We start from the raw sequence: 13940 nt of genomic DNA on the forward strand, positions 1-13940 counted from the left end.
ATCTTCATTGATACATATGCATCATGACCATGACCGACGCCACCCCATGGCTCGCATTGCTGCATCAACTTCCCGCCAAGCCGCCTTATCTGCGGGTGAAGATCTGGCGCCGCCTGCAAGCCATCGGCGCGGTGCCGCTCAAAAATGCAGTCCATGTGCTTCCTTGTTCGGGGGAAAGCGCCGCCGCCTTCAACAGCCTTATGGCGGAGATCGTCGACAATGGCGGCGAAGCGACGCTGATCGAAGCGCGATTGCTGGCCGGCCTGTCCGACGGCGACGTCCGCGCCCTGTTCGATGCAGCGCGGCGCACGGATTATGAGGAGATCGCCCAGGCTGCCCGCCGCCTGCTGGAAACAGGGCCCGCCAGCGGAACGGACATCGCCCGGCTGCAGAAGCGGCTGGAGGATGTCGGGCGGCTCGACTTCTTCGGCGCGCCGGGGCGGCAGCAGGCCGAAGCTGCGCTCGCGGAACTGGATCGGCAACGCTACCAGCATCCGGACGTCAGCCGCACCGATCCGGCCGCCGCAACCGAAGCGACCGATCTTACCAACCGGACCTGGGTGACGCGCAGCGGCGTCCATGTCGATCGCATCGCCTGCGCATGGCTGATCCGCCGCTTCATCGACCCGGAGGCTCGCTTCAAATTCGTCGACAGCCGCCGTTACGATCCGGCGGAGGGTGAATTGCGCTTCGACATGGCCGATGCCGAATTCACCCATGAAGGCGACCGGTGCAGCTTCGAAACCTTGCTGCTGCGCGCCGGCCTTCTGGACGACCCGGCCCTGGTCGCAATCGGTGAGATCATCCATGACCTCGACATCGCGGACGGCAGGTTCGCACGCCCGGAAACCCCGGGCCTGGGCGCCATATTGTCCGGCATCTGCGCCTCGACCGACGACGACCTCCAGCGCATCGCCATGGCGAGCGATGCGCTCAACCAGTTCCATGCCTTTTTCAGCAACAGAAGGACGGATCGATGACGGCAAGCGCATCCTCCACCCCCGCGGTCCCGTCTTACGACGGGCATCACGGCATTTCCTTGGGCGAAGCGACGCGCCTGTGGGCGCGGATCGCGGCGCTCAGCTTTGGCGGACCGGCGGGACAGATCGCCGTGATGCACCGGCTATTGGTCGAGGAAAAGCGCTGGATCGGGGAAGAGCGGTTCCTCCATGCGCTCAACTATTGCATGTTGCTGCCAGGGCCGGAGGCGCAGCAGCTAGCCATCTATATCGGCTGGCTCCTGCACAAGACGAAGGGCGGGATGATCGCGGGCATATTGTTCGTGCTGCCGGGTTTTCTCGCCATATTGGGCCTTAGTTACATCTATGTGTTGCTGGGCCATGTGCCGATCATCGAAGGGCTGTTCTTCGGCCTGAAGGCGGCGGTGCTGGCCATCGTGATGCAGGCGGTGGTCCGGGTCGGATCGCGGGCATTGAAGAACGATGCGATGCGCGGGATCGCCGCCGCGGCGTTCGTGGCGATCTTCTTCCTGGGCGCGCCGTTCCCGCTGATCGTACTGGCGGCGGGCCTCATCGGCTTCATCGGAGGACGCAGCGGTCTGGCGGTGTTTCAGGGTGGGGGCGGTCATGGCCCGGCGGGCGGCCATGTCATCCATGATCGCGACACGGCGCTGGGCGAGCAGTTGCCCGACCACGCCCGCCCCCATCTCGGCTGGTCGCTGCGTATCTCGGCGCTGTTTCTGCTGCTGTGGCTGGGGCCGGTGCTGGCCCTGTTCCTGACGCTGGGGCCGGATAATATATTCACCCATATCGCCAGTTTCTTCAGCCAGATGGCGGTCGTCACCTTCGGCGGCGCCTATGCCGTACTCGCCTATGTCGCGCAGGAGGCGGTGGGCACCTTCGGCTGGCTCCAACCCGGCGAAATGCTGGACGGGCTGGGCATGGCGGAAACGACGCCGGGGCCGCTGATCATGGTGACGCAGTTCGTGGGTTTCCTGGCAGCGTTTCGGGACTCCGGCATGCTGCACCCGCTGGTTGCCGCAACGCTGGGCGCGATCCTCACCACCTGGGTGACGTTCGTTCCCTGCTTCCTGTGGATCTTCGCCGGCGCGCCCTTCATCGAACGTCTGCGCGGCAACCCGGCGCTGTCGGCGGCGCTGACGGCGATCACGGCGGCCGTGGTGGGCGTAATCCTGAACCTCGCCATCTGGTTCGCCATTCATACGCTCTTCCGGCAGGTCCAGCGGATTGGCGGGATCGACCTGCCCATGCTGTCCAGCGTCAATATTCCCGCCGTGCTGCTGTCAGTGGGCGCGGTGATTGCGGTGTTCCGGTTCAAGATCGGCGTGCTGCCCGTCCTGGGCGCCTGCGCGGGCATCGGGGCCGCCTATATCCTTCTCGTCTGAGCACCGGCCATGCTGTTGCGGAGATAGCAGCATGGCCTGTTCCGCTGCGCGATTTCAACCATCCATTGAAGGAGTAAGAAATAATCTAATTCAAATTCAGCGCCTTATGAAAGTGGCATAGGCTTTGCTTCGGTCCCCCCGTCCGATCCGCGCAATGCGGACATGTTTCAACCAATGGGGGAATCTCCTTGTCCACAATCAGTCTTTCACCACGGTTCCGCCATGCCCTTGGCGCAAGTGCCCTGGCCTTGCTTGCAGCGGCATATGTGACCGGCGCCCATGCCGAAGAAACGCCCGCCGTCCCGGCCGAAGTGGCGGATGCGGACGCCGGAGCAGGCATCGTCGTCACCGCCCAGCGCCGCGAGGAACGGTTGCAGGACGTCCCGGTGGCCGTCACCGCCTTCGACAAGGATCTGTTCAGCGTCGGCGGCCTCGGCCGGTCGGCCAATGAGGTGCTGAACTATGTTCCCAACGCCTCCGCCGGCACGCAGCAGCATGGCCGCCCGCGCTGGTGGATTCGCGGCGTCGGCGCCGGCCAGCAGCAGCTCGATCTCGCCAATCCGGTCGGCTTCTATCTGGACGACGTCTATATCAGCAACAGCAGCGCCACCGGCCTGCCGCTGTTCGACCTGGAGCGGGTGGAAGTGCTGCGCGGCCCGCAGGGCACACTCTGGGGCAAGAACACCACCGGAGGCGCGGTCAACATCATCTCCAAGCGTCCCTCGCTGAACGGCCAGGACGACAATTATGTGAAGCTGGAATATGGCAGCTTCGACAACAAGATCGCGGAAGGCGGCATCGGCACGACTTTGGTCGACGACAAGCTGGCGGCGCGCGTGTCCTTTCGCTTCGACGATCGCGGCGGGCGGTTCGACAATCTCTATACCGGCAACAAGTCGAACGAGATCAAGGACAATGTGATCCGCGGCCAGTTGCTGGCCAAGCCGACCGACAATCTGCAGGCGCTGCTCAGCGTCCATTATCGCGACTACGACACCAACGGCACCTATTGGACGACGGCCAGCTACCTCCCCAGCGGCGAGGTCCGCAACCGCTATGCGCCGTCGACCGACATCAACGACATCAGCACCAACGCGCCCGAATATAGCCGCAACAAGCAGTTCGGCGGGTCGCTGCATGTCGACTGGGATCTGGGCAACGCGGCGCTGACGTGGATCGCGGGCTATGAGCGGTTCACCACGCGCGGCGCGGGCGACACCGACTATACGCCGCTGGAAATCTCGCGCAGCTATACCCAGGCGCGTTCCAGCCAGTGGACGCAGGAATTGCGGCTGGCGTCTTCCGGCGAGGACCGGCTGAGCTGGATCGTCGGCGCCTTCTATTTCAACGAGAAGATCCGGTCGAACGCCTTCTCCGCCACGCTGCCGCAGAACGCGGTGCCGGCTCAGGCGATCACGCCCACGGGCCCTGCCCTCGCCTTCAGCGACACGGCCTATCGGCACAAGGCCGAAAGCGCCGCGGTGTTCGGCAGCACGACCTTCCGCTTCACCGACGCGCTCAAGCTGACGTTGGGCGGGCGCTGGACGCGGGAGACGAAGACGCTGGACTTCGACCGCCGGGCATCCCCAGCCGCGACGACGCCGGGCGCGGTCTTCACCTGGAGCAACTATGCGCAGTGGTGGAACAGCTATACCGGCAGCATCGGCGGCGCGGGCACCTTCAGCAATGATCTCAAGCGCACATGGGACGCCTTCACCTATGATGTGACACCCTCCTGGAACATCAACCGCGACAATCTGGTCTACGCGAAATTCTCGCATGGGGTGAAATCGGGCGGCTTCAATTCCGCCGCGACCTTGGCTGTCGCGCTGACGGCCGTGCGGCCGGAAAAACTGGACGCCTATGAAATCGGCTATAAGTCGAGCTGGTTCGACGGACTGCTGACCTTCAACGCCACCGCCTTCCATTATGACTATAAGGATGTGCAGGTGAATGTCGTCGGTCCCAATCCGGGCGCTGTCGGCGGGCAGACTGTATCGTACCTCCAGAATGCGGATAAGGCCAAGGTCGACGGGGCGGAGTTCGAATTGGCGCTGGCGCCGGTAGACGGGTTGAAGTTCAACGCAGCGCTGGGCCTGCTGGATACGGAATATAAGAAGTTCCAGGTGCTGAATGGGGGCATCAATCTGGCGGGCGCGCAATTCGTCCGCTCGCCCAAGGTCACACTGAATGTCGGCGGTTCCTACACGTTCCCGCTGGCGGAGCTGGGCACGCTGGAACTGGCGGCGGATGCGCGATACCAGTCGCGGCAATATTATTATGTGACGCCGCAGGATACGGTGAACCGCTATTATCTGACGCAGAAGCCCTATACGCTGACCAATATCCGCGCCACCTACACGACGCCGAACGAGAAGCTCAGCGTCACAGGCTTCATCAATAATCTGTTCGACGTGCGCTATCTGAACCATTCGCTGCCGGCTGCCAATTCTACCGGCGATACGGTCGCCTGGGCCGATCCCCGGACGGCGGGCGTGGCGGCGCTGTTCCGCTTCTGACAGGAGGAGGGCCGGGCGATCTCCGGCCTTTGGTTGCAAGAGAAAGGGCGCCGGGAGGATTTCCCGGCGCCCTTTTCTTTGGCTCTTTGCGTTCCTCAAAGGAAACAAGTCACTCGTTAGAGCCCGGATCGGACGGTGGGACTGGGCTCCTGCCTTCGCAGGAGCGCGGTGGTTCTATCCCGTCCGCTATTCTGCGGCGGCCAGCAAGGCCGGAGCCTGACGGCCGAGCAGCGGCAGCACTTCCTCGCCCACGCGATAGGCTTCCTCCAGATGCGGCGTGCCCGCCAAGATGAAGGCGTCGGTTCCCCGCGCGATCAGCTCGTCCAGACGGGCCGCGCATTGCTCATAGCTGCCGACGATCCCCAGCGCAGGCCCGCCGCGCAGCAGGTTGAAGCCGCCCCAGAGATTGGGCGCGACGATCAGTTCGTCATAGCGCCGCGCATCGGTCGGGCGGAGCGCGGCCTGACGGGCGGCGCCCACGGAGTCCGTCGCCTGCCCGCGCCAGCGCTGGCGGGTTTCCTCGCTCACATTGTCGAAGCCCTTGGCGATGTCGGCCCAGGCTTCCTCCTCTGTCGCGCGGGCGACCAGATCGACGCGCACCGCGCATTTCTGCTCTCCGCCCAGTGCCGCCGTGCGTTCCTTGACGCGGGCGAACTTGTCGCCAAGCTGGTCGAACGGCTCCAGCCAGGAAAGATAATAGTCCGCATGGCGCGCCGCGGTCTGGAGCGCCACGTCGGACGATCCGGAGAACCAGATCTCCGGAAATTCCTCGCCCTGAAGGACCGGCGCGAGCCCGCCGTCGCGCAACTGGTAGAAACGCCCGTCATAGGAGAAGTCCGAAGACTTCCAGACGCCCTTGAAGATGTCGAGAAATTCGCTGGTGCGTCCATAACGGTCGTCATGGGCGAAGCTGTCCCCCCACCAGAGCTGGGCCGGGCCGCCGCCGCCGGTAATGATGTTGAACAGCAGCCGCCCGCCGGTCGCGCGTTGCAGGCTGGCAGCCATGCGCGCCGTATGGACCGGATTGCCGAAGCCGGGCTGGAAGGCGATCATGAAGCGGAAGCTCTTCGTCTCCCGCGCCAGCAGCGAGGAGATGACCCACGGGTCGTCGGTATTGGGGAAGGACGGGATCAGCCCGCCCTGAAAGCCGACGCTCTCCGCCGCCTGCGCAATGGCCGCCAGATGGTCGATATAGGTGAACGGGTCGACATCTCCCTCGCGGGTGAGGCCGGGGGCGATATTGCCGGGCTTGAGGGGCGACCAGTCACCGCGCTCATAGCCGCTGGTCTGGATGCTGTTGTGGCAACCATGGGTCGGCAAACGCCAGTAAAAGTCGATGGACATGGGGACGGTCTCCTCAGGCGGCCTGTTGCGCAACGCCGGTGAGGGCGCGCAGGCGAGGCAGAAGATGCTGGCCAATGCGATAGGCTTCCTCCAGCGAGGGAACTGCCTCCAGCACCAGTTGCGTGATCCCGGATGCTGCAAAGCCCGCAAGCCGCTCGGCCGCTTCGTCATAGCTGGCGATCAGCGTGCCCGGAGCGAGCGGCAGGCGTTGCGCGTCGCCCTCTGCACTTTCCCTGTCCTCGCGCACCAGGAGTGGCTGGATCAGCCCGGCCTCGACAGGGCGTCCCTTCGCCAGCGCGTTCAGCCGGGCAATATCATTGGCCAGCGCATCTGCGGTGGCGGGCTGGAACAGATGAACGTCGGCATGACGGGCGGAAAGCGCCAGCGCCGCCTCCCCCTCGCCTTGCAAGTAGATGCGCGGAAAGGGCACCCGGTTGAGCGGCGCGTCGAAACCGCCATTCTCGACCTCGAAATGCGCGCCCTTGTAGCTGAACGGGCGATGTTCGTGCACGCCGCGCGCCACGGTCAGAAATTCCTCCAGCCTTTGCGAAAGGTCGCCATCCTCGACGAAATCGGCTTCGGCCCGGCGGCTGGCCGGATCGGCATCGGGCGCGATCGCCCAGCCGAGCCGGCCATGCGTTGCACGCTGGAAGGTCGTCGCCTGCTTGGCGGCATAGACCGCCGATCCGACCGAAGCGGGAAATTCTGGCACAACATTCAGACGCGGCGCGGCGCGGGCGACGATGGCGGCGATGATGCGGCTTTCGTCGGCGGCGATGCGGTGACGCACGAACAGCCCGTCAAAGGCCGTCTGCGCGACGGCCTGCGCGACCTGAACATAATAGTCGAAGCGGTTCTGCGTACTCGTTCGGCGGTCCCGCGCCAGCGCAGGCAGGGGTTGCCATGCGCCCGGCTCGGAACGCTGCGGATCGGCGGCGGGATCGAGCCGCCAGTGGATGTTGAGCGTCATGCGACGTCCCTTTCTTTGACAAAGGCCGGCTGTTCGAGCGTTCCGGCAAAGACGGTTTCATCGAGCGGGCGGCGGCCATTGGGGGCTTCGGCGCCATGGAATTCGGCGTCCAGCCCTGCCAGATCGCCCTTGCGGCCGAGCGCGATGACGGCTTCGATGGCGAAATCCTGCGGGATGTTCAGCCCTTGCCGCGCCGCTTCCCGGTCGAAGCCGCCAATGCCATGGGTATGCCATCCCAGCAGCAGCGCCTGATGCGCGAAATTGGCCCAGGCCGCGCCCGCGTCGAAACTGTGCGAGCCATTGGCGACCCATTCGCCGCGTCGTTCCAGTTCCCGCGCCGACAGGATCAGCACCAGCGCCGACGCCTTCGCCGCCCAGAGCCGGTTGCGCGGCATCAGGAAGGCGAGATAGGCCTCCCACCATTGATCGCCCGGTCGCGCGACGAGGAAACGCCAGGGCTGTGCGTTCATTGCGGAGGGCGCCCAGCGAGCCGCTTCGAAGGCGCTGCGCAGCACGGCATCCGGCACCGCTTCTCCGGTGAAGCTGCGCGGCGACCAGCGATCGGTGAAGAGCGGATCGATGGGATGATCGGCGGCGCGGCTCATCAGCGCGCCTCCCGGCTGGGCAGATGGACGAGATTGTCCGCGCTTTCGGCGGCGTCCGCGCCTGAAGTGAGTTCGGCCAATATCTCGTCCTTCAACCGATGCAGCAGCGGGGCGCGGCGGTCGCGCGGATGGGGCAGGTCAACCTCCACGATGCGCCGGATGCGACCCGGATTGGGCGACATCACGATCACCCGGTCACCCAGATAGAGCGCCTCTTCCACATCATGCGTCACCATCACCATGGTCGAGCGCTGCGCCATCCAGATGCGCTGCAGTTCATTCTGCACATGGACGCGAGTCAGCGCGTCGAGCGCGCCCAGAGGCTCGTCGAGCAGCAGCAGCTTGGGTTCCGTCACCAGGGCGCGGGCGATCGCGGCGCGCTGCGCCATGCCGCCGGAAAGCTGGTGGGGATAGGCTTTTTCGAAACCCTTCAGGTTCACCAGCGCGATATGATCCGCCACGATCTGCGCCCGGCGCGATTTCGGCGTATCGGTGTTGAGCAGGGCCAGTTCGACATTCTGCTCCAGCGTCATCCAGGGGAACAACCGGTGATCCTGGAACACGATGCCCCGGTCCAGGCTGGTGGTGGCGATGCGGTCGCCGTCCAGCCGCAGCTCGCCGCTATAATCGGTGTCGAGGCCCGCGATCAGGCGCAGCAGCGTCGACTTGCCGCAGCCCGACGCGCCGACGATGCTGACGAACTCGCCGGGGCGGACATTCAGGTTGATGCCGTCCAGTATCTTGCGCGGCTTGCCGCCGATGTCGAAGCTCTTGTCGAGACCGCTGACGGTCAGCGCGCCCCGGCTTGCGGCCGCTTGGGCAAGGTCTTCGCGGGCATGGGGATGGGGGTTCATGCCGTTTCTCCGGATCATGATTGAGCGGGTTGCCAGCGCAGCAGGGACTGGCGCAGGCGGCGGAACAACTGGTTGATGAGGAAGCCGAGCGCGGCGGTGACGCCGATCACCACGAGCATGATGTCCAGCCGCTGCTGGACCTGGGCGGTCTGCATCGCGACGCCCAGCCCCGACCCCGCGCCCGTCAGCAATTCGGTGCCGATGGTGGAAATCCAGGCAAAGGCCAGCGCCTGGGTGATGCCGGTCAGCACCAGCGGCATGGCGGCAGGCAGCAGGATGAAGCGGATGCGCTGAAGCGTGGTGAAGCGGTAGATGCCGCCGACCTCCAGATAGCGGCGCTCGACCTGCGCGACCCCGGCATGGCTGTTGAGCATGGAGGGGAAGAAGGCCGACATGCTGACGACGATCAGCTCCGTCCCCTCACCCACCCCGAACCAGAGGCCGATCAGGGGCAGCCAACCGATCATCGGCACCTGCCGCAGCGCGTGAAGCAGCGGCCCCAGCAGCCGGTCGACCGGCTTCCATATGCCCATGGCGATGCCCGCCGCCACGCCCAGCGGCGCGCCGATGGCAAGGCCGGTGAAGGCGCGTTGCAGCGTGGCCAGCGTGTGGCGCAGCAGGTCGCCATTGCGCAGCAGTTCAGCCAGCGCGGAGGCGACGGCGGCGGGCGGCGCGAAGGTCACGGCATGGGCGCTCGCCTGCCACTGCCATAGGAGGATGAGGAGCAGCGGCGCGAACAGGCCGATAACGAGCCGGACGGGCCAGCGGGCGAGTTGATCCCTCATGCCGTCCTCCAGCGGGTGGCACGGCTTTCGACCCAGCGGGCGCCGCGATCGAGCAGGAAGCCGATGAGACCGCTGACGACCACGCCCGCCAGCACGACGTCGATCTGGAAGAGTTGCCGCCCCATCTCCATCATCTGACCGATGCCGCTGTCCGCCGCGAGCAGCTCTGCCGCCACCAGCACGACCCAGGCGCGGGTCAGGGAAATCCGCAGGCCGGTGAGCACGGCGGGCACGGTGGCGGGCAGCAGGATGCGGCGGATCAACTGGAGCAGGCTCAGGCGATAGACTTTCGCGACGTCGAACCAGTTGCGCGGCACGCCCCTGATGCCGTCGAAGGTCGCGAGCGCCATCGGGAAGAAGGCGGCGATGGCGACGACCGCGATCTTGAAGGGCTCATCGATCCCCAGGAACATGACCATCAGCGGCACGAAGGCGATGACGGGCACCTGCCAGAGCGTCAGGAAAAGCGGCGACAGGACGGCTTCGACCAGCCGCGACAGTGCCAGCGCCGCGCCGAAGACCATGCCCGCGCCCGCGCCGATGGCGAAGCCGACCAGCAGCCGATAGAGGCTGTCCCCGACATGTCGCTGCAACTCGCCGGATGCAGCCATGTCGGCCAGCGCCTGGGCGACGACGCTGGGCGGCACCAGCACTTGCGGCGGGAACAGGCCGCTGAGGCAGGCGACCTGCCAGAGCGCCAGCAGCGCGACCGGCGCGGCCCAGGCCGCGGCGACGGCCTTGCCTTGGCGAAAAGCCATCAGCCCTGCCCCCCGCCATCATGCGCCCAGAACTGCTCCAGCTTCAAATCCTTGAGCGCCTTGTCGACGAAACGTTCATCGATCAGCGCATCGGCATCCACTTTCTTGCGGATCAGGCCGCGTTCCAGCGCATAATCCGCGACCGAACGGTAATGCGCCAGCACCGCCGGATTGAAGACCGGCGAGAAACGCTCCCGCCAGGGGATGCCGCTATTGGCATAATCCTTCGCCACAATGTCTTCCGGCAGGGCGCCGCGCGCGGCCTTGCGGATGACTTCGGCCTTGTTCGCTTCGTCGGAGGACCATGCGGCGGCGCGGACGAAGGCGTCCACCACCAATTGGGTCAGCTCCGGATGCGCGTCGACAAAGTCCGCCCGGCCGAACAGTTCGGCGCGCATCTTCCAGTCGGCGGGCGCATCCCTGGTCGACCAGATCACATGGCCAATGCCCTTCTGCTCGACCAGCAGCCCGTCGGACAGCAGCACGGCGGCGTCGACGCTGCCGGATTCCAGCGCGGCGGGCGTAGCCGACGGGTTGATGTTGACGATCTTGAAGTCATCCAGCTTCAGGCCGCTGCTGTCGACCAGCTTGGAAAAGGGCAGTTCCCAGGGCCGTCCGCGATGGAGCGCGATCCGCTTGCCCTTGAGGTCGGCCAGGCTTTTCGCGGCCAGCCCCTTGCGCGCGACGATATAGACGTCCTGCCCCTGCCCCACCGGCGCCACGATCTTCAGCGGCACGCCGCCCGCGACGGCGATGGCGGCTGGGAAATCGCCATAGGAGGCGAAGTCGATCCGCTTGCCGGAAAAGCCTTCGTTGATGAGCGGCCCGCCCACGGCGGTAGAGACCGGGGTGAAGACCAGCTCGATCCCCTTCTTCGCCAGTTGCTCCTTCAGCCAGCCCTGCTGGATGACGACGCCGTTCAGGCCGTTGAACACCTGCTTGCCCTGATAGGGATAGGCGATGGACGCGATGGTCAGGGTCTTGACCACCTCGCCGTCTCCGCCGCCGGACCCGCCGCAGCCTGCAAGCAGGGCAGAGCCCAGCAGCGCCATGGCGGCGGTCAGCCATTGACGAAGGCGGGAAAGAAAAGACGCGCTATTCTGATTGGCCACTATGCAGGCTCCGTTGAAGGCTCTGCCCCCATCCGATGCACGTCATGTGCCAACCGGATAATCCGGCGGTCCCGTGCGGGCCGGCCAAGGCAGCAGCGATTGCGTGCTGGTGATTTTGCCGCAGCGGCGACCGCGCGATTGCGCGAAATGAAGCGGCGATGAGCCCCGGAACCGTTCCGCATCCGCATCGCGGCTTTTGGCACGAGCCTTGCGACGGATATATTCCTATGTCGGTGTCGGGAAGGCCGGCCTACAGGTGGAGAAACAGGAATGGCAAATAAGGTCGCGCCTCTGGACAGCGTCTGGGTGACGCGCTGCCCGGTACCGGCTGCGTCCGGCGTGGCCTGCGCCAAAGGCTGGATGGCCGAGGCGTTCGCACAGGACGGCATCAGCGTCAGACGGGTTCAGGAACTCGGCCTCAATCTGGTCGCGAGCGATCCGGAAAACCAGGCGCGCCATCTGTTTCGCGAGGGGGGCAATATACAGGCGCTGGCGGCGCGGGCGTTGGGTGCGCCGACGCGAGTGATCGGGCTGACCTGGATCGACGAGCGGCAGGCGATCATGGTCAGGCCCGATGTCGGCGTCATGGACCCTGCCGATCTTGAAGGGCTCCGATTCGCCCTGCCCGGCTATGGTCGTACCCATGGCGAGAGCATCGCCCGCGGCATGGCGCTGCACGGCATCAAGAGCGCTCTCGCTTTGGGCGGCCTTGCGCTGGAAGACGTGCAGTTGATCGAAATCCCCGCCCCGCCCGTCGAACAGGCCAGCGTGGAAGGGATGCGCCGCCTCTGGCTGGGCCTGGAGTGGCTGGCGGCGGGCCGGGTCGACGCCGTCTATGTGAAGGGCGCGGCCGGCGCCGAAGCCGCGCAGCGCCTGGGGCTCGAGATAGGCATCGATCTCGACGCCTATCCCAGCCGCCTCGCCCGGGTGAACAACGGGACGCCGCGCCCCATCGTCGTCCATCAACATATGATCGATCATCATCCGGCGCTGGTCGAACGCTTCCTGGAACAGAGCTTGCGTGCCGCCGATTGGGCGGCTGCCCATCCATCCGATCTCAACGCCATCCTTGCCCAGGAAACCTTGTCCGGCATGGAGGGCGTAGAGGCGGCCTATCGCAACAATTTCCATCGCGCCCTGCATCCCGACCTGTCGGATGAACGCGTGGAGATGTTGAAGATCCAGGCGCATTTCCTGTGGCTGCATGGATTTCTGGAAGCGCCCGTGGATGTCGATGGTTGGATCTGCGCGGAACCCTTGCGCAGCGTCATGAAGCGGCGCGCGGAACTGGCCACCCCTCTCCGGCCGTCTCACTGAAAGCTCAGCTAGGCTCCAAACTTTATTTTCTACTAATTCAGAAGACAATTACCTGCTATCCTGATGTCTGCCAGGGATGGAGACGCTATGAGGAACAGTTCGCACAGCCGCGCGGCAGACCGGGCCGAAGTGGGTCTGGTATCGGCCAAGAACGACGATGGCCGTCCGCTGCTGGCTTATGATTGCGCTCGGCATCATGCCGTGGGACCTCGCGCCCGGGCGCTGATCTTCAACGATCCACGATCCCGCGCCCTGCTGCCGCTGATCGAACGGGTCGCCCCAAGCGACGCCAATGTCCTCATCATGGGGGAGACTGGCACCGGCAAGGAGCTGGTCGCGCGCTATGTGCACAGCCTCAGCGACCGGGCGCATACGCCTTTCGTCGCGGTCAATTGCGGCGCCTTTTCCGAATCGCTGATCGAAGGCGAATTGTTCGGTTATGAAAAGGGCGCGTTCACAGGCGCCAATGTCGCGCGGGCGGGATGGTTCGAGGCGGCCAATGGCGGGACGTTGTTCCTGGACGAACTGGGCGACCTTTCCCTGCCCTTGCAGGTGAAGCTCTTGCGGGTATTGCAGGAACGGGAAGTCGTTCGGCTGGGCTCGCGCAAGGCCGTGCCGCTCAATGTCCGCGTCATCGCAGCGACCAATGTCGAATTGCAGCAGGCGGTCAGCGAGGGTCGTTTCCGTTCAGATCTTTTCTATCGCCTGCAGGTCGTATCCATCCCCCTTCTGCCACTGCGGGAGCGCAGAGCCGATATTCTTCCCCTGGCGCGCCATTTCCTTGAAATCTATGGCACAAAGGCAGGCGTGAACCGGCTGGAACTGAGCGCGGCGGCCGAGGAGGCGTTGTTCCGCCATGGTTGGCCCGGCAATATTCGCGAGTTGGAAAATGCGATCCATCGTGCCGCTCTGATCTGCGAGGGCGGGCGCATCCAGCCCGCCGACCTCGGTCTTGGCAACCTCAGCGAATTGACCGATCCGACCGCCGACCCCGCGGCGCTGGAAGAGGCGGCAAGGCCCTTCGTCGCTCGGCTGCTGAATGGCGGGCACGATCATCTGCTCGACCGGCTGGTGGCCTTCACGATAACGGAGGCCTTTCATCAATGCCATGGAAATCAGATCAAGACCGCCGAAGCATTGGGCATCACTCGCAATGTGGTGCGCACATATCTGAAGAATCTGAATTTAATCTAAGGCAAGCGCCAGGCAAATAGGGCCGGACGCCCCCCCCCGCTTAAGCGAGGAACCTGACGATCGAAGACAGGAAAAGGCCGGTGGATCGCTCCATCGGCCTTTTCCGTTTTTTCCGGA

General features: G+C 65.1%; 12 protein-coding genes. 5 read left to right on the forward strand and 7 right to left on the reverse strand.

What is annotated here, in order from left to right:
* Nucleotides 1–23: 23 nt before the first annotated feature.
* The 3 genes from A8G00_RS16805 to A8G00_RS16815 all read left to right on the forward strand — a co-directional run bounded on the left by A8G00_RS16805 (nt 24) and on the right by A8G00_RS16815 (nt 4884).
* On the forward strand, nt 24–980 hold the full coding sequence (locus A8G00_RS16805) for a chromate resistance protein ChrB domain-containing protein (RefSeq protein WP_099185864.1): 957 nt from the start codon (nt 24–26) through the stop codon (nt 978–980).
* Nucleotides 977–2365: a chromate efflux transporter gene (gene chrA / locus A8G00_RS16810; protein ID WP_099185865.1), complete on the forward strand. Its 1389-nt coding sequence runs from the start codon at nt 977–979 to the stop codon at nt 2363–2365. Before A8G00_RS16805 ends, chrA begins: the two co-directional genes overlap by 4 nt.
* Nucleotides 2366–2613: 248 nt before the next feature.
* A complete protein-coding gene (locus A8G00_RS16815) occupies nt 2614–4884 on the forward strand; it encodes a TonB-dependent receptor (RefSeq protein ID WP_253258023.1) in 2271 nt (756 codons plus the stop codon).
* A gap of 186 nt (nt 4885–5070) precedes the next feature.
* On the opposite strand, the gene A8G00_RS16820 is transcribed toward A8G00_RS16815, so the two are convergent.
* From A8G00_RS16820 to A8G00_RS16850, 7 genes are read right to left on the reverse strand one after another with little or no spacing between them, the layout of a single operon-like run.
* Entirely contained in the window at nt 5071–6228 is a 1158-nt protein-coding gene (locus tag A8G00_RS16820; RefSeq protein ID WP_099185999.1) for an LLM class flavin-dependent oxidoreductase, read from the reverse strand.
* Nucleotides 6229–6241: 13 nt separating this feature from the next.
* Nucleotides 6242–7198, reverse strand: coding sequence for an LLM class flavin-dependent oxidoreductase (locus A8G00_RS16825; RefSeq protein WP_099185867.1), 957 nt, complete (start codon nt 7196–7198; stop codon nt 6242–6244).
* Nucleotides 7195–7803, reverse strand: a complete 609-nt coding sequence (locus A8G00_RS16830) for a nitroreductase family protein (protein ID WP_099185868.1) — start codon at nt 7801–7803, stop codon at nt 7195–7197. The genes A8G00_RS16825 and A8G00_RS16830 overlap by 4 nt, the downstream gene beginning before the upstream one ends.
* Nucleotides 7803–8657, reverse strand: a complete 855-nt coding sequence (locus tag A8G00_RS16835; RefSeq protein WP_044661922.1) for an ABC transporter ATP-binding protein — start codon at nt 8655–8657, stop codon at nt 7803–7805. Before A8G00_RS16835 ends, A8G00_RS16830 begins: the two co-directional genes overlap by 1 nt.
* Before the next feature lie 14 nt (nt 8658–8671).
* Nucleotides 8672–9442 carry an ABC transporter permease gene (locus A8G00_RS16840; protein WP_253258024.1) on the reverse strand — a complete coding sequence of 257 codons (771 nt, stop codon included), beginning with the start codon at nt 9440–9442 and terminating at the stop codon, nt 8672–8674.
* The gene (locus tag A8G00_RS16845) at nt 9439–10200 is read right to left on the reverse strand and encodes an ABC transporter permease (RefSeq protein WP_103001208.1); all 762 of its coding nucleotides are present in this window, start codon (nt 10198–10200) and stop codon (nt 9439–9441) included. The genes A8G00_RS16840 and A8G00_RS16845 overlap by 4 nt, the downstream gene beginning before the upstream one ends.
* The gene (locus tag A8G00_RS16850) at nt 10200–11312 is read right to left on the reverse strand and encodes an ABC transporter substrate-binding protein (protein ID WP_253258025.1); all 1113 of its coding nucleotides are present in this window, start codon (nt 11310–11312) and stop codon (nt 10200–10202) included. Before A8G00_RS16850 ends, A8G00_RS16845 begins: the two co-directional genes overlap by 1 nt.
* A gap of 270 nt (nt 11313–11582) precedes the next feature.
* On the opposite strand from A8G00_RS16850, the gene A8G00_RS16855 reads away from it, so the two are divergent.
* Complete coding sequence (locus A8G00_RS16855; RefSeq protein WP_044661918.1) at nt 11583–12629, forward strand: ABC transporter substrate-binding protein; 1047 nt, start codon at nt 11583–11585, stop codon at nt 12627–12629.
* An 87-nt stretch (nt 12630–12716) separates the two neighbouring features.
* Complete coding sequence (locus tag A8G00_RS16860; protein WP_099185873.1) at nt 12717–13823, forward strand: sigma-54-dependent Fis family transcriptional regulator; 1107 nt, start codon at nt 12717–12719, stop codon at nt 13821–13823.
* Nucleotides 13824–13940: the final 117 nt, after the last annotated feature.

Source organism: Sphingobium sp. SA916 (assembly GCF_002894065.1).
Taxonomy (GTDB): domain Bacteria; phylum Pseudomonadota; class Alphaproteobacteria; order Sphingomonadales; family Sphingomonadaceae; genus Sphingobium; species Sphingobium fuliginis.